Annotated in this window: 16 protein-coding genes and 8 tRNA genes; all 24 read right to left on the bottom strand. The window is 54.6% G+C overall.

Annotation, left to right across the window (positions count from 1 at the left end; all coding sequences use genetic code 11):
- Positions 1-348 precede the first annotated feature (348 nt).
- The gene (locus tag CJP46_RS35950) at positions 349-1,296 is read right to left on the bottom strand and encodes a ribose-phosphate diphosphokinase (RefSeq protein ID WP_094600373.1); all 948 of its coding nucleotides are present in this window, start codon (positions 1,294-1,296) and stop codon (positions 349-351) included.
- Positions 1,297-1,461: 165 nt separating this feature from the next.
- The gene (hisJ, locus tag CJP46_RS35945) at positions 1,462-2,286 is read right to left on the bottom strand and encodes a histidinol-phosphatase HisJ (RefSeq protein ID WP_094600372.1); all 825 of its coding nucleotides are present in this window, start codon (positions 2,284-2,286) and stop codon (positions 1,462-1,464) included.
- A 12-nt stretch (positions 2,287-2,298) separates the two neighbouring features.
- The gene (gene hisIE, locus CJP46_RS35940; protein ID WP_094600371.1) at positions 2,299-3,000 is read right to left on the bottom strand and encodes a bifunctional phosphoribosyl-AMP cyclohydrolase/phosphoribosyl-ATP diphosphatase HisIE; all 702 of its coding nucleotides are present in this window, start codon (positions 2,998-3,000) and stop codon (positions 2,299-2,301) included.
- Positions 2,997-3,755, bottom strand: a complete 759-nt coding sequence (gene hisF / locus CJP46_RS35935; RefSeq protein ID WP_094600370.1) for an imidazole glycerol phosphate synthase subunit HisF — start codon at positions 3,753-3,755, stop codon at positions 2,997-2,999. The genes hisIE and hisF overlap by 4 nt, the downstream gene beginning before the upstream one ends.
- A gap of 96 nt (positions 3,756-3,851) precedes the next feature.
- A complete protein-coding gene (gene hisA, locus CJP46_RS35930; protein WP_094600369.1) occupies positions 3,852-4,592 on the bottom strand; it encodes a 1-(5-phosphoribosyl)-5-[(5-phosphoribosylamino)methylideneamino]imidazole-4-carboxamide isomerase in 741 nt (246 codons plus the stop codon).
- Positions 4,593-4,637: 45 nt separating this feature from the next.
- Positions 4,638-5,258 carry an imidazole glycerol phosphate synthase subunit HisH gene (gene hisH, locus CJP46_RS35925; RefSeq protein WP_094600368.1) on the bottom strand — a complete coding sequence of 207 codons (621 nt, stop codon included), beginning with the start codon at positions 5,256-5,258 and terminating at the stop codon, positions 4,638-4,640.
- A gap of 2 nt (positions 5,259-5,260) precedes the next feature.
- Positions 5,261-5,863: an imidazoleglycerol-phosphate dehydratase HisB gene (gene hisB, locus CJP46_RS35920; protein WP_094600367.1), complete on the bottom strand. Its 603-nt coding sequence runs from the start codon at positions 5,861-5,863 to the stop codon at positions 5,261-5,263.
- Between the two features lie 3 nt (positions 5,864-5,866).
- On the bottom strand, positions 5,867-7,162 hold the full coding sequence (hisD, locus tag CJP46_RS35915; protein WP_094600366.1) for a histidinol dehydrogenase: 1,296 nt from the start codon (positions 7,160-7,162) through the stop codon (positions 5,867-5,869).
- Between the two features lie 56 nt (positions 7,163-7,218).
- Positions 7,219-7,851, bottom strand: coding sequence for an ATP phosphoribosyltransferase (gene hisG / locus CJP46_RS35910; protein WP_094600365.1), 633 nt, complete (start codon positions 7,849-7,851; stop codon positions 7,219-7,221).
- 77 nt (positions 7,852-7,928) lie between these two features.
- The gene (locus CJP46_RS35905) at positions 7,929-9,122 is read right to left on the bottom strand and encodes an ATP phosphoribosyltransferase regulatory subunit (protein WP_094600364.1); all 1,194 of its coding nucleotides are present in this window, start codon (positions 9,120-9,122) and stop codon (positions 7,929-7,931) included.
- 205 nt (positions 9,123-9,327) lie between these two features.
- Positions 9,328-9,867: an acyltransferase gene (locus CJP46_RS35900; protein WP_094600363.1), complete on the bottom strand. Its 540-nt coding sequence runs from the start codon at positions 9,865-9,867 to the stop codon at positions 9,328-9,330.
- Between the two features lie 7 nt (positions 9,868-9,874).
- Entirely contained in the window at positions 9,875-10,516 is a 642-nt protein-coding gene (gene ppaX, locus CJP46_RS35895; protein ID WP_094600362.1) for a pyrophosphatase PpaX, read from the bottom strand.
- Positions 10,517-10,523: 7 nt separating this feature from the next.
- The gene (gene lgt / locus CJP46_RS35890) at positions 10,524-11,555 is read right to left on the bottom strand and encodes a prolipoprotein diacylglyceryl transferase (protein WP_094600361.1); all 1,032 of its coding nucleotides are present in this window, start codon (positions 11,553-11,555) and stop codon (positions 10,524-10,526) included.
- Positions 11,556-11,567: 12 nt separating this feature from the next.
- The gene (gene hprK, locus CJP46_RS35885) at positions 11,568-12,509 is read right to left on the bottom strand and encodes an HPr(Ser) kinase/phosphatase (protein ID WP_094600360.1); all 942 of its coding nucleotides are present in this window, start codon (positions 12,507-12,509) and stop codon (positions 11,568-11,570) included.
- A gap of 187 nt (positions 12,510-12,696) precedes the next feature.
- Positions 12,697-13,821, bottom strand: coding sequence for an ABC transporter ATP-binding protein (locus tag CJP46_RS35880; protein WP_094600359.1), 1,125 nt, complete (start codon positions 13,819-13,821; stop codon positions 12,697-12,699).
- A gap of 105 nt (positions 13,822-13,926) precedes the next feature.
- A complete protein-coding gene (locus tag CJP46_RS35875) occupies positions 13,927-15,078 on the bottom strand; it encodes a PucR family transcriptional regulator (RefSeq protein WP_094600358.1) in 1,152 nt (383 codons plus the stop codon).
- A gap of 146 nt (positions 15,079-15,224) precedes the next feature.
- Positions 15,225-15,297: transfer RNA gene (locus tag CJP46_RS35870), tRNA-Lys, on the bottom strand.
- Positions 15,298-15,304: 7 nt separating this feature from the next.
- A tRNA-Tyr gene (locus CJP46_RS35865) sits at positions 15,305-15,390 on the bottom strand.
- An 8-nt stretch (positions 15,391-15,398) separates the two neighbouring features.
- Positions 15,399-15,471, bottom strand: a tRNA-Phe gene (locus CJP46_RS35860).
- 115 nt (positions 15,472-15,586) lie between these two features.
- Positions 15,587-15,663: transfer RNA gene (locus CJP46_RS35855), tRNA-Asp, on the bottom strand.
- An 11-nt stretch (positions 15,664-15,674) separates the two neighbouring features.
- A tRNA-Thr gene (locus CJP46_RS35850) sits at positions 15,675-15,750 on the bottom strand.
- Positions 15,751-15,756: 6 nt separating this feature from the next.
- A tRNA-Val gene (locus CJP46_RS35845) sits at positions 15,757-15,832 on the bottom strand.
- A 9-nt stretch (positions 15,833-15,841) separates the two neighbouring features.
- Positions 15,842-15,918, bottom strand: a tRNA-Met gene (locus tag CJP46_RS35840).
- Positions 15,919-15,948: 30 nt separating this feature from the next.
- A tRNA-Ser gene (locus tag CJP46_RS35835) sits at positions 15,949-16,040 on the bottom strand.
- Positions 16,041-16,227: the final 187 nt, after the last annotated feature.

The following is a 16,227-nucleotide window of genomic DNA, read 5'->3' as shown; positions in this document are numbered from 1 at the left end:
GGGAGCCCGTTTCTTCGAAGCTAATCCTTTCTTATATCTTAAGAAAAGTGTACGTCGACGTAAATTCATTGAAGACAGACCGCGTTTATAGGTAACTTTTCTTGCGATATAAGGGAGCCAGCATCTCCGAAGCTTATACTTTCTTATATCTAAAGAGAATTGTATATCGAAGCATTTTCTAAGAAGCCAGACCGCATTTAGCGGAAATTTCTCTTGCGATTATAGAGTGGTTCAGCTCCGCTGAAAATGTATTATTCTATAATCTAAAGAAAAATGTAAATCGACGTATATCCATTGAAGACAGAACGCGTATATCCCCCGCGCAAGCGCAAAAAGACCCCGGGGCAGCTATACCCCGGCGTCCTTGAATAAAGTGGCGATCGAGCCGCCCTCGATAATAATCCGTGTAGCCCGCGCGAGCATCGGCGCAATCGTCAGAAGATGCAGCTTCTCCGGACGCGCTTCCGGGATGGCGATCGAATCGGTCACCACGATCTGCCGGATGTGGGGATGATCGAGCCGCTGCAGCGCGTCGCCCGAGAACAGGCCGTGCGTGGCGCATACAATGGCCTCGGACGCTCCCCGTTCCTTCAGACCTTCCACCACGTTGACGATCGTCGTTCCCGTATCGATCAGGTCCTCGATAATGATCGGCGTCCGTCCCTTCACGTCGCCGATGACATGCGTAATGACGGATTCGTTATGCGCCGGTCTTTTCTTAATCATGATCGCAAACGGGGAATCGAGATGATTCGCCAGCTTCTCCGCGGTGGACGCCCTTCCGGCGTCCGGCGACACGATGACCGGCCGGTCGATTTGAAGCGATTTCAAATGATCGCTGATGAGGTCCAGCGCCGTGAGATGGTCGACGGGAATATTAAAAAAGCCCTGAATGGCAGGCGCATGCAAATCGACGGTGATGACCCGGTTCGCCCCGGCCGTCGTCAGCACGTCGGCAACCATTTTGGCCGTAATCGGTTCGCGCGGCGCGGATTTGCGTTCCTGGCGGGCATACCCGTAGTAAGGAACGATAATATTCACCGTCCGGGCCGAGGCTCTCTTGGCCGCGTCAATCATGACCAGCAGCTCGACGAACAGTTCATTAATGGGATGGGACAGGGACTGCACGAGGAAGACGTCGCAATTTCGGATGCTTTCCTCATAGTTAACGTAGATCTCCCCGCTTTTGAAGCGGGAAAGTTTGACGCTGCCCAGCTCCGCACCCAGCATGTCGCAAATTTTTTCAGTCAGAACAGGATTCGATGATCCAGAAAAAATACGCAGCTTATGTTGCATACGACCCTCCTGATAACCCGTCTTCTATACTTAGATTATACATCGGTTCGCTCCAGGAATGAAATCGCGCCGATGGGTCCGGCGGAAAAAATGTTTCCGTCCCTGCCATCGGCGCCACTTCAACCAGCCCTAAGCCCGCAGCAGACCGCACGCTTACAAGGCTGCTTATACCTCCAACGGAATCCGGCTCCGCTTCCGCCCTTCGAAAACAGCGAGTTCGCGGAAGCCAACCTCCCAGAGCGTTTTCCGGGCGGCTTCCAGGTTTTCGCCCAGCTTGAGCGGATCATGAGCGTCCGAGCCCACCGTGAGCGGAATGCCCAGCCGATGCGCCTCCTCCAGCATGCGCCGGGAAGGGAACATTTCCGCGCACGGCTTGGACAAGCCCGACGCATTCAGTTCCATCGCCACCCCGCTAGCCGCGACAGCGGCAAGAGCGGCGTCTTCCAGCGCTTCCACTTGGCTTGCGGCCTCGGGACCTGGATGGTACCCGAACCGCTTGATCACGTCCAGATGGCCCATGATGTCGTAGAAGCCGGTAGCAGCCGCCTTTTTCACCGCATCATAATATGTTTCGTATACCTTCAGGACATCCTTGCCTTCCCAGCCATGCACCTGACGATGATCCGTAATGTCCCATTCGCCCAAAAAGTGCACCGAACCAATGATGTAGTCCCAAGGGTACGCGTTCACGATCTTCTCGATTTCGGCCTCATAGCCCTCAATATAGTCACCCTCCAGGCCGACACGAATGTCGATTTGCCCGCGGTAGCGCTCCTTCAAGGACAGGCACTCCTCTACGTAACGCGGAAGCTCCTCCATCGGCATCGCCATCTCCGGATAATACGAAGCCGGGTCCACATGAAGCAAAGGCATATGGTCGGATAAACCGATCTGCCCCAGCCCGATTTCGACCGCTCGGCGCACATATTCCTCGAGCTCACCTACCGCGTGACCGCACCGGACATGGTGGGTATGGTAATCGATGTACATGGCGGCTTCCCCCTAATCCCGGCGGGGACGCTCGTGACGGCGGTCCAGTTCGGCCATAATGTCGTCCAGGGGCAGCTTGCGTTCCTGCAGCAGCACCAGAAGGTGATAGATCAGGTCGCTGACCTCCAGGCGCAGCTCGTCGTTGTCCTTGTTTTTGGCCGCGATAATCGTCTCTGCGGTTTCCTCGCCGACCTTTTTCAGAATTTTATCGACGCCTTTGTCAAAGAGATAGGTCGTATACGCGCCTTCCGGACGCTCCTTCTCGCGTTCCGCGATCACCTGCTCGAGCTCCTCCAGCACCGCAAAGCGGTGTCTTCCTTCGCCTTCTGCGTCGACACCGCCGACCGATTGCTCCTGTCCCGGAACGGCAATACCGCGGTAAAAGCATGTTTCCTCGCCGGTATGGCACGCCGGACCCTTCGGATGTACCAGGAACAGCAGCGTATCCCCATCGCAGTCATAGCTGGCGGACACAATGCGCTGGGTGTTGCCCGACGTCGCCCCCTTGTTCCACAGCTCCTGCCGCGAACGGCTCCAGAACCAAGTTTCCCCGGTTTCGATCGACCGCTTGAGCGATTCTTCGTTCATATAAGCCATCATCAGCACTTTACGCGTCGTGGCGTCCTGAATAATGGCGGGTACGAGGCCGGCCTCGTCATAACGGATTTGTCCCTGCACTTGCTCCAGAGAGAACTGCTGTGTGTTGCTGCTCATCGGATTTCAACCCCTTTTTGCTTTAAGTCCTGCTTTAATTCCGGTATCGATATTTCCTTGTAGTGAAAAATGGTCGCTGCCAGCCCCGCGTCGGCCTTCCCTTGCGTGAAGACTTCAGCAAAATGCCCTTTCGTCCCCGCTCCCCCCGAAGCGATCACCGGAATCCGGACAGCGTCCGCGACGGCGGCAGTCAGGGGGAGGTCAAAACCATCCTTCGTACCGTCGGCATCCATGCTTGTCAGTAAAATCTCTCCCGCTCCGAGAGCTTCGGCTTGCTTCACCCAGTTTAGCGCCCGAACGCCCGTCGCTTTGCGTCCGCCGTGCGTGTAGACCTCCCACTCGCTCCAAGCCTCGTTGTACTTGGCATCGACGGCCACGACGATGCACTGCGAACCGAAACGGCGCGCCCCTTCCGATACAAGCTGGGGATTCAGGACGGCCGCCGTGTTGATGCCGATTTTGTCCGCACCTGCGCGCAGAATCCGCTTCATGTCATCGACATGGGAAATACCGCCGCCCACGGTGAATGGAATCGCGATTTCCCCTGCGGTTTTCCGCACGACCTCCACCATGGTGGCGCGCCCTTCCACTGACGCCGAAATGTCCAGGAACACCAGCTCATCCGCGCCTTCCTTGTCATACAGCGCTGCCAGTTCCACCGGATCACCCGCATCCCGCAAATTTTCAAAATTAACACCCTTCACCACACGGCCGTCTTTAACGTCCAGGCAGGGAATGATTCGTTTTGTCAGCATGGGCCCTCGCTCCCTCTCTCTTCGTGCTCATACGATAGATCCCCTAACGCCATCCCTTTGATCTGCAAAAGAGAGCTCCCGCTCTCTTTATCACGTTTATGCTTGTTCAGCGATCCGCCGCAGCGCATCCGCGAGCTGAACGCTGCCTGTATACAGCGCCTTTCCGACGATGGCTCCGCCCACGCCGTCTCCGCGATGACCGCTGAGGTTCAGCAGGTCCTCGGTGACCGTCACGCCGCCCGAAGCGATCACGGTGCGTCCGCTGGCCTTGGCCAGTGACACGATGGCCTCGATGTTCGGCCCCTGCATCATGCCGTCGCGGGAGATATCGGTGAAGATGAACGTTTCCGCTCCTTTGGCCGCCAGCTCTTTAGCAAGATCCTCCGCCTTAACCTCCGATGTCTCCAGCCAGCCGCGGGTCGCGACATAACCGTTACGCGCATCGATTCCGATCGCCACACGGTCGCCGTAGGTGCCTAGCACCGCTTCGGTGAAGGCGCGGTCCTCGATCGCCGCCGTGCCGATAATGACCCGGCTCACGCCGAGGCCCAGCAGACGCTTCACATCGTCCAGGGTGCGCAGTCCGCCTCCGACCTGAACAGGGACTTGAACGCCTTTAGCAATGGCCCCAATGACCTCATCGTTCACCGGACGTCCTGCCTTGGCGCCGTCCAGGTCCACCAAATGAATATAGGCACCGCCCTGTGCTTCCCAAGCCTTGGCAGCCTCAAGCGGGCTGTCGTTATATACCGTTTCCTGATTGTAATCTCCCTGAACCAGCCGCACGCACTTGCCTCCGCGAATATCGATGGCCGGATAAATGATAAATGAAGACATCGTTCTCCCCGCTTTCCTGTTATTCCGCGCCGGGTTAGGAAGGTGCTAGACCTTCGCTCCCGTCAGCCTCAAAAAGCTGCGCAGCAGCTGCATGCCCAGCTCGCCGCTCTTCTCCGGATGAAACTGCATGCCGTATACCGACCCCTGGCCCACGATCGCGGTCACCGGGCGGCCGTAATCCGTTACCGCCAGCAGATCGGCTGGATCGTCCGGCAGCACATGATACGAATGGACAAAATACACATGGCCCTCCGTAAGACCGGCGAAGAGCGGGCTATCTTTTTGCACGAACTGCAACCGGTTCCAGCCCATGTGCGGTACTTTCAGTTCCCCGTCCGGGAAACGGACCACCTTACCCGGCAAGATGTTCAGCCCATCATGCCGGCCATGCTCTTCACTGCTGCCGAATAGCAGCTGCATGCCGAGGCAGATGCCGAGCAGCGGCTTGCCGCCGTCAGCGGCCTCCCGGACTACACGGTCGAGCCCGGTCTCGCGCAGGTGCTCCATCGCGTCGCCGAACGCGCCTACGCCGGGCAGGATGACGCCGTCAGCCCCAAGAATGGCCTCGCGGTCGCCCGTCACAAGCGCCTCGGTGCCGAGACGTTCGACGGCCTTGCTGACGCTGTGCAGGTTGCCCATGCCGTAATCCACAATGGCGATCGTCACGGTTACAGCACTCCCTTCGTTGATGGAACCCCCGTAACCCGCGGATCGATGCTGGTCGCTTCATCCAGCGCACGTCCCAGCGCCTTGAACACCGCTTCGATCATGTGATGCGTGTTCTGGCCGTAGTGCACGATGACGTGCAGCGTGATGCGCGCCTCCAGCGCCAGTTTCCACAGAAACTCATGCACCAGCTCTGTGGAGAAGCTGCCCACCTGGCTGGAAGGATACTCCGCCCGGTACTCGAAATGCGGACGGTTGCTCACGTCGATGACGACCTGCGCGAGCGCCTCGTCCATTGGAATGAACACGTTCGCGTAGCGCTTGATCCCCTTTTTGTCGCCCAGGGCTTCCCTTAACGTCTGGCCAAGACAGATGCCGATGTCCTCCACCGTATGGTGGTCGTCAATCTCGATGTCGCCTTTGGCCGTCACTTTCAAATCAAACTGGCCATGCTTCGCAAACAGGTCCAGCATATGGTTCAGGAACGGCACATCCGTTTCCAGTTCGGATACCCCGGTGCCATCCACGCCAAACGTCAGCTGAATGTCGGTCTCGTTCGTTTTGCGGCTTATGCTTGCACGGCGTTCGCTATTTTGTTGATCCATGGTCTAGTCTCTCCCCTCAATTTCGCGTTTCAGCCGAACCTCAATGGCCCGGGCATGCGCCTCCAGCCCTTCGCCGCGCGCCAGCTCCATAATCGCTTCGCCGTTCTTCAGGAGCGCTTCCTTGCTGTAATAGATCATGCTGGATTTTTTAATGAAATCATCGACATCCACCGGCGAAGAAAACCGGGCGGTGCCGTTCGTCGGAATGATGTGGTTGGGTCCGGCAAAATAGTCCCCTACCGGTTCGGAGCTGTACGCTCCGAGGAAAATCGCCCCGGCATTCTCGATCAGGCCGACGATCGCCATCGGATCCTGGACCATCAGCTCCAGGTGTTCCGGCGCCAGCCGGTTGACGACCGATATGCCTTCTTTCAGCGACTTCACCACGATAATGGCTCCGTAGCCTTCCACCGATGCCGCCGCGATATCCCGACGGGGCAGGCTCTCCAGCTGCCGCATCACTTCGGCAGCGACCGCGTCCGCCAGCTGCCGCGAAGGCGTCACCAGAATCGCGGACGCCATCTCGTCATGCTCGGCCTGGGACAACAGGTCGGCCGCCACGAATTCGGGGTCGGCCAGCTCGTCGGCCAGCACAACGATTTCGCTCGGTCCGGCGATACTGTCGATGTCGACCGCACCGTACACTTCCCGCTTGGCCAACGCGACGTAAATATTGCCCGGCCCGCAGATTTTATCCACCGGCGCGATCGTCTCCGTACCGTACGCCAGCGCCGCGATGGCCTGGGCGCCGCCAACCCGGTAAATTTCATGGACGCCAGCTTCCGCGGCCGCCACCAGAATGTACGGATTGATGCCTTCTTTTCCGCCCGTGGCGGGCGGCGTCACCATGACGATCTCCGGAACGCCCGCCACCTGGGCCGGAATGACATTCATCAGCACGGACGACGGATAGGCTGCTTTCCCTCCCGGCACATAGACGCCGACCCGCTTTAGCGGACGGATGATTTGCCCGAGAATGCTGCCATCCGGCTGCAAATCCATCCAGGAATTTCTTTTCTCTCTCGCGTGGAATGCGCGAATGTTGCGTGCCGCGGCCGAAATCGCTTCGACAAACGATGGCTCAACCTTCGCATAGGCCGCCTTCAGCTCCTCTTCGGTCACGCGCAGCCCCGCTGCCGTCAGCTTCGTGCGGTCCAGCTCTTCCGTGTACCGGAGCAGGGCGGTGTCACCCTCCTGCTTTACGTCCTGCACAATCCGTTTGGCGGCCGCATTCTGCTCCGGCGTGCCGTACTCAACCTCCCGCCGCAGATCAAAATCCTCAACCGGTACGATTTTCATTCCATTCTCCCCTTCTGCTATCCAATCGCCTTCGACTCCGCTTACTTTGTCCCGATCTACACCGAAGCGGATATCACCTTCTGCAGCCGATCGCAGAGCGACTGGATTTGCCCGTTCTTCATCCGGTAGCTCACCCGATTGGCCACCAGGCGGCTCGTAATTTCAAAGATGCTGTTCATTTCCACTAAGCCGTTTTCCCGCAGTGTCTGCCCGGTTTCCACCATATCGACGATCCGGTCGGAAAGGCCGATGAGCGGCGCAAGCTCAATGGATCCGTTCAGCTTGATCACCTCGACCTGCTGCCCCTGCTCGCGAAAATACTGCGACGCCACATTCGGGTACTTCGTCGCCACGCGCTGCTGAATGCCCGGCTTCCAGTCGGGCAGACCGATCACGGACATCCGGCATCTGGCAATGCCTAAATCCAGCAGCTCGTAGACATCACGATTCTCTTCCATCAGTACGTCCTTGCCGACGATGCCGATGTCCGCGGCGCCGTATTCCACGAAGGTCGGTACATCCACGGGTTTGGCCAGGATGAATTCCATGTCCAGCTCCGGGAGCGGAATGACCAGCTTGCGCGACTCATCGACCTCTTCCGGTATCGGAAGGCCGGCTTCACGGAACAATGCCGACGCTTTTTTATAGATCCGCCCTTTCGGCATTGCTACTTTTAAAGTTTCTGCCAACGTTCTCCCTCCTGCTTCTAATTTTGATCGATCTCATTTGCTGCGTATGCTTCTCTTTTCATGCTCCAACGAACCCGTTAACCCGCACTTCCGCCAAAGGTGATGACCTCTCCATAGGCTTGGCTGGCCGCCACTGGATGCACGGTACCCGGGCAGGTATGCTCTCCGTCGACTAACTGGGTGACCACCGATTGTCCCTGCGCACGCAGCCTTGCAGCCACCGCCAAGCCTTCCTTGCGGTGTGCCGCGTCATAACAGACAAGGACTGGCAGTACAGCCGCTTCCTGCACACTGTTGACACCATCCAGAATACGGTTCGTCTTCAGCGCAAATCCCGTCGCCGGAACGTCCCGTCCGAACTGTTTCAGTAGATTGTCGTACCGTCCGCCGCTGCAGACCGGGAACCCAAGCTCGGACGCATAGCCTTCAAACGTCATTCCCGTATAGTAGGAAAAATCCCCGATCATCGTCAGATCGATGAGCACGTGCTCCGACACGCCGTACGCCTCCAGCACTTCCCATACTTTGCACAAATGGCTGATGGACGCCCGTGCGAGCGGATGGCTGCTCAGCTCCAGCGCCTGATCGCAAATTTCTTGACCTCCGCGCAGACGAAGGAGACCTTCGAGCCAATTTTGCTGTTCTTCCGTTACCCCCAGCTCGCTGACCGTTTTGCGGAAACCGACGAAGTCACGGCTGAGCAGGCCCTCCTTCAGCGACTTCTGCTCTTCGGTTGATCCGGGGAGAATTTCATCAAACAAACCGTTGAGAAATCCCACGTGGCCCATGGCGATTTTAAAAGAGGACACTCCCGCCGCCTTCAAAGACTCGATGGCCAGCGCCACGACCTCGGCATCCGCTTCGGGCGAATCGTCACCAACGAGCTCGACCCCGGTCTGGAAAAACTCCGCTTCCCGTCCGGCTTCTTCCTCAATGGCCCGGAACACGTTCGCATGGTAAGACAGCCGGATCGGCAGAGGCTCTTCCTTTAGCAGCGACGAAATCACCCGGGCGATCGGAGCCGTCATATCCGAACGAAGCACCAGCGTGGTGCCCCGATTATTCAACAATTTAAATAGCTTGCGGTCCGACGTGGAGCTCGCCACGCCTACCGTATCGTAATATTCCATTGTCGGCGTCATGATTTGCCGGTATCCCCAGTGGCTCATGCAGTCGAGCACATCGCGCTCGATCCGGCGCAGCTTGGAGACGGCATAAGGCACATAATCGCGGACGCCTGAAGGCTTTTCAAAACCTTTCGGTTTGGTCACGTCCCATCACCTCAAACAGTTATATTTCTTTATTACATTAAAGTGCTACCATACTACCAAAGTAAAGAATAATGGCTATATTAACATGAAAAGGCAGATTCGTCAATGTCATACGTTTCACTCTCCGTGCCTATGACCCGGCTTGATACAAAAAAAACATTCAAAATCCAAGCTTTTGAATGTTTTTCGTATGTGCGCTCCGTCCTTATCCATCCGAGGATGACACCTGCAAAGGTAGCATGTCCTCCTCCGTCTCCGGGGCCGAACGTTTCAGCTCGCGCAGCGGATTCCCGCCGACGAAAGCACCCGCCGGCACATGTTTGTGCACGACGGATCCGGCGGCGATGACAGCACCGTCTCCAATCGTAACCCCCGGCAGAATGGTCGTGTTCGCCCCAATGAGTACATTGCTGCCGATCAAGACTTGTCCCAGGCGGTATTCTTTGATCAGATACTCGTGGGCGAGAATCGTCGTGTTATACCCGATCACCGAATTGTCCCCGATCGTGATGTTCTCCGGAAAAAATACGTCTACCATAACCATCAGGCCAAAAGCAGCATGCTCTCCTACCTTCATCCCCAGCAGGTGCCGATAGATCCAATTCTTTAGCGGAAGAATCGGGCAGTACCGGGCCACTTGAATGCATATGAAATTTTTAACCCCTTTCCAAGGGCTGACCGTTTTGTAGATTTGCCACAGCGCGTTCGGGCCATCAACCGGATAGCGGGTCACATTTCTGCTCACAATCGCCTTACTCCTGTTCCACCAAGGAATATAAATCGGTCATATCATACAATATGTAATCCGGATTGTGCTCCCGGAGCGCCTTCTCGCCTTTCAGCGACCAAGCGACCCCGGCAGACCGGGCGCCTGCAGCCTTGGCGGATTGAATATCCACCGGGCTGTCCCCAACCATCAATGTTGTTGCCGGATCGGCCCCAAGCTGGCTGATGGCCATCTGCACCGGTTCTGGATGCGGCTTGGGATGCTCGACGTCCATCACCGTGACGATCGTCTTCATATACTTGTCCAGCCCGAACATCTCTAACACTCGGAACGTCCCCGGCTTGTTTTTGGTGGTCACAACCCCCATCGCAATGCCGCGCCGGTGCAGTTCCTCAATCACCACTAGCACTTGCGGAAAAGGCTGCACCATCTCGTCGTGATGAGCGTCGTTATAAGTTCGGTAAGCCTTGTGAAAATGGGTCACGTCTTCGCTCCCCGAGAAAAACTGGAGCTGCTGCTCCAGCGTCATCCCCATTTTGGGGATAATGACCTCCCGGGTCAGGGGAGTCGGCACATGCTTCTCCAGCACATGCATAAACGAGCTGATGATCAGCTCGTTCGTATCGATTATCGTTCCGTCCAAATCAAACAATACTGTATCCATCATGCTGTCGTTACTCCTTTTTGTCCTCCACTATGGCGTTTTCCTCGCGGCGGTCGGGGGTGGCAGCGTGCTCTACTTTTGCAACATGATCCAGCGCGGTTGCTTCCGGCACCGTATCTTTCGGCGCTTTGGTCGAGACAATCGGATCCAGATAGTGCTCCTTCGCCTGACCTGTTGTACGACGCACAATGATCAATACAATGGCAGCGATAATGATCAGGATCGCCAGCAGCTGGGAAATGCGGACATTTCCGTAATTCGGGTCAAGCGCACCATGCTCGAATCCCATCCATTCCATTGGTTTCCACAAGCCGTTAACCATCGATGCCAGCCATTCCGGACCTTTAAAGGCAAGGCTGTCTGTCCGCAGTCCTTCGATAAAGAACCGCCCGATTGAGTACCATATAAAATAAGAAAGGAACAATTCAGCCGCGCGCAAAAATCTTTGACGGCGGAGAATAAACAAAATAATGATGCCCACCAGGCTCCATAACGATTCGTACAGGAAGGTCGGATGGTGGTATACGCCTTCGACGTTCATTTGGTCCACGATAAAAGCAGGCAAATGCAGATTGTTCCGCAGGAAAAATTCATTCACCGGGCCGCCGTACGCTTCCTGGTTCACATAGTTTCCCCAACGCCCGATCATTTGTCCCGTCAGCAGACTGGGTGCACATATATCGGCAATGCGCCAGAAGTTGTATCCTCTGTAACGGAAATAGATGATGGCACAAATGATCGCTCCGATCAACGCACCGTAGATGGCAATCCCGCCATTCCATATCTTAAAAATATCCCACAGGTTATTCTTGTAATCGTCCCACATAAAGGCCACGAAATAGATCCGCGCCCCGATAATTGCCGATGGTACTCCGAGCAGCAGCAAGTCCATGAAAAATTCAGGCATAATGCCGAATCTTCTGCCTTCCCGGATGGCCAGGAGGAGGCCTACCAGCGCCCCCAATCCCAGGATCAGACCGTACCAGTGAACCGACAGGGATCCAATCGAGAAAGCGATCGGATTAATTAGCAATGTAGCCATGTATCCACTCTCCTAGTCCATATCGTCCATATCTTCTGCAATAGTGGCTGTGAGCTTATTCGTAAACTGCAGTGCCGCATTCAGACCCATTTGCTTCAGCCGGTAATTCATTGCCGCCACTTCGATGATAACCGCAAGGTTACGTCCCGGACGTACCGGAATGGTCACGAGTGGAATGTCGGTATCGATAATTTTGGTCGTTTCTTCATCCAGACCGAGCCGGTCATACTGTTTATCCTGCTGCCACGCCTCGAGCTTCACGACAAGCGTAATTCGTTTGTTGTTCCGGATCGCACCGGCCCCGAATAGGGTCATGACGTTGATAATCCCGACGCCGCGGATTTCCAGCAGGTGGCGAATCAGCTCAGGAGCCGATCCATGCAGCTGAAAATCGGAGGTCTGCCGGATTTCCACCGCATCATCGGCGATCAGCCGGTGACCCCGTTTGACCAATTCCAGTGCGGTTTCACTCTTGCCGATGCCGCTGCTGCCGGTAATCAGCATGCCTACGCCATAAACGTCGCATAGAACGCCATGAATGGTTGTGGTCGGTGCCAGCCTTCTCTCCAGAAAGCCGGTAATTCGGCTGGACAGGATGGTGGTCGCCATGTTGCTCCGAAGGATAGGCAGGTTCTTTTCCTGGCCAAAATGGATCAATTCCTCGGGCACTTCCAGCCCTCTTGTGACAACAATGCAAGGCGTTTCCTCGCTGCTGCACAGGCGCTCCATCCGTTCCTTCCGTTCTTCTGCCGTAAGCATGGCAAAAAAGGCCAGCTCCGTTCGTCCCAGCAGCTGCACCCGTTCCTCAGGATGATATTCAAAATAACCTGCCATTTCCAGACCCGGTCTGTTTAAATCGTCTGTCGCAATGGCCCGTCTTAGACCGTGTTCCCCTGAAATGACCTCCAGCTGAAACTGCTGGACCAATTCAGATACTCTTACTTTCTTAGCCATTTCACGTCTCCCTTTCTATCAGCTGGCTCTTCTGTCAGCCGACTGCCGCCGGTCAAACCATGAATTTTCTAATGTACCCATCGTAAATGATATTTCCAATGAATGCAATGTCAGCCGCTTAATCGTTTCAAATACAAAAGAGCCGCCCGAAAGGGCGGCTCTTCATCTTCAGGCGTTCCGCCTGGAATTAGTCAGCCAACAATACGTTCAGCTCAGACTCTTTGTCAAAGATATGAATTTTGTTCATGTCGATGGCCAAACGAGCGCCGTTGCCTTCACGAGTCGTGGAACGTCCGTCTACACGGGCGATAACAGTATCGTTACCCAATCCGCTCAGATAGAGGAGCATTTCGTGACCAAGGTTTTCTGTTACATCTACATGAGCACTGAAGATCGTATTCGGAGAAGCTTCCAGGAATACAGGCTCTTCATGGATATCTTCCGGACGAACGCCCATGATCACTTCTTTGCCGATGTAGCCTTTGCTCTTCAGGATTTGCGCTTTTCCGCCAGGAACTTCTACGTCAAGTCCTTGGGATTTGAAACGGACAGATCCATTGGACTCGCTGAGAGTTCCGGAAATAAAGTTCATGGTAGGCGATCCGATAAAGCCGGCAACAAACAGGTTGTTTGGATTGTTGTACAGTTCTTCCGGAGAAGCGGCTTGTTGGATGATACCGTCCTGCATAACCACGATACGGTCACCCATCGTCATGGCTTCCGTCTGATCGTGTGTTACATAGATACAAGTGGTTTCAAGGCGTTTTACCAGTTTGGTGATTTCCGCACGCATTTGACCACGAAGTTTAGCGTCCAAGTTGGAAAGTGGTTCGTCCATCAGGAAGACTTGAGGATCACGCACGATCGCACGTCCCAAGGCAACACGCTGACGTTGACCACCGGAAAGAGCCTTCGGCTTACGATCCAGCAAATGCTCGATATCGAGGATTCTCGCAGCTTCACGTACACGCTTATCAATTTCATCCTTTTTCACTTTACGCAGCTTCAGACCAAAAGCCATGTTTTGGTATACGTTCATGTGTGGATACAAGGCGTAGGACTGGAACACCATCGCGATATCGCGGTCTTTAGGAGCTACATCGTTCACGACGCGGTCGCCAATGTAAAGCTTACCGTCAGAGATTTCTTCCAGACCGGCGATCATACGAAGCGTCGTAGATTTACCGCAACCGGAAGGACCTACCAACACCAGAAACTCCTTATCCTTGATATCAAGGTTGATATCCATAACTGTTGCTTTGTCAGAACCCGGATACTTTTTGAAAATATGCTCTAAACGTACACCTGCCATGTGAATTTGCCCCCTTAGTGTATAGTTATGAAATCGAATACATTATGATAGTTATATATTACCCAACATCTCGCAGACTGGCTATACACAATCTGCACAAAAAACCTATTTTCTTTTCGTCACTTTATACAATAGCATCGTCAGCTTTACTAAAACCGCGTCACCAAAGCTTCTAACGTCTAAATTCGTCTCTTGTTTGATCTTATCGAGCCGGTATAAAAGAGTGTTACGGTGAATATATAGACGCTTTGCCGTCTCGCTGACATTGCAGTCGAGCTGAAAAAAAGTCTCCAGCGTCGATAAGGTCTCATTGTCGCTGAACAATACGCCGTGGTCTCCCGCCTGCTCGAGAAAGCGACGGCGCTGTTCCATCGGAATGCTGTAAATTAACCGCTCAAGCAGCAGCTCCCACGGAAAGTGGACATGCTCCGACACATGAAACGTCCGTCCCAAAAAAATGGTCTCCCGAAGCATGCCTACCGTACCCGGCAGTGACTTTAAGGGGATGAACGAAGGCGCGGCGGATAGATAAAAGGTTCCTACCCATTCGCTCGCAATCAGCTCGTAGAGTCCCATGCAGAACGCGGAGAGCATGTCCGTTTCCGATTCGCCATTATCCTCTTCCTTCTCGTCATTGCTGCCGGCCACGAGCTCTTTTCTGGCCAAGATGAGCCACTCGTTGTCTCGGAGCGCAGCAAGGACGACCTCCCCATCAAAGTAGCTGCGCAGCAGCTTCTTCAGCTGGCTTACCTTAACATCAGAGGCATGGATACTCTCGCAAGTCAGCAAAAAGGGAGTCATCTCCGCGGAAAGCAAACGCTTTAGTTCCAGGTCGTCAGGCACTTCCGCATCGCCGTGTCCCTGGTCAAGCTGCTCCTGGATCCATTGGCTCAGCCTCTGGAGTTCCCGTTCCTCATCTCCCTGGGCTTCTACGGCGTCACCCGTTTGCTCTCTTACCGCAGACAGCAGAACACCGATCAAGCGGGCTACTTCATCATTGACTAGTTCAGAGCTGGCTTCAATCACCTGTACCCGCCCGTTCTTGATAAACAGCGGGAACCACACCTTATCGTCCACCACCACTACATCCCGAAGGCTTCTGTGCTCGGACTGCTTCCCTTTCTTCGTAGAAGCCTTACCGGATACCGAAACAGGCAAATAAACCGAATCCGATTGCTGTTTGCTCAGCTCCTTCATACGCAACGTTCCGCCTACGACTTGCTCCAACTTGCTTCGTAATGTTTCCATCTCCACCATTGATGTCATCCACCACTTTGCCATTTTTATTAATCATCTTACCATATTCCTATATAAAATCGAAAACAGCACTTCTTCCATACCTCAGCCGGTACAGCCCATAAAAACAAAAAGACCAATAACCGAAAGGTTAATGGTCTTTGTGATGAGCCATGAAGGACTCGAACCTTCGACACCCTGATTAAAAGTCAGGTGCTCTACCAACTGAGCTAATGGCTCTTACAACTGGTGGAGGCTGATGGATTCGAACCACCGAACTCGTACGAGAACAGATTTACAGTCTGCTGCGTTTGGCCACTTCGCTAAGCCTCCATATAAGGTGGCTCGGGACGGAATCGAACCGCCGACACGAGGATTTTCAGTCCTCTGCTCTACCGACTGAGCTACCGAGCCATACATGCAAAAATAAAGCGGGTCATCTTAATCTTCCCACTTTACGTTGTGGAAATTCACTATACAAAACATCATCTTCAATCCAGATCAAGCATACACTTGAATTAAATAATAATGGCGGGACCGACGGGATTCGAACCCGCGGTCTCCTGCGTGACAGGCAGGCATGTTAGGCCTCTACACCACGGTCCCGCATTATTAGATGGTGCCGGCGAGAGGACTTGAACCCCCAACCTACTGATTACAAGTCAGTTGCTCTACCAATTGAGCTACACCGGCATATGATGGTGGAGGCTGAGGGGATCGAACCCCCGACCCTCTGCTTGTAAGGCAGATGCTCTCCCAGCTGAGCTAAGCCTCCAGGTATGTATGGTAGCGGCGGAGGGGATCGAACCCCCGACCTCACGGGTATGAACCGTACGCTCTAGCCAGCTGAGCTACGCCGCCATAATAAAACTTGCTAAGATGTGATTCAAATGGCGGAGAGAGAGGGATTCGAACCCTCGCACCGCTTACGCAGTCTAACCCCTTAGCAGAGGGTCCCCTTATAGCCACTTGGGTATCTCTCCAAGCACAACCTCGGTATACCAATAGTATAACCAAGAGTAATTTCAAAACAAACCCAGGAATTTGACTCCCTGAAAACTAGATACGAAACGAATCTGCGCTTTAAGAATTATCGGGTCCCCGCCAAAGTACTCGGAATCAGCTTCAGCGCTGTTCTTCACTTTGGTGGGTATTTTTTGGATAAGCCCT

This window comes from Paenibacillus sp. XY044 (assembly GCF_002257645.1).
GTDB lineage: Bacteria > Bacillota > Bacilli > Paenibacillales > Paenibacillaceae > Paenibacillus_AQ.
Note: the sequence above shows the minus strand (reverse complement) of the source record. Positions and strands in the feature narration are given on the sequence as shown.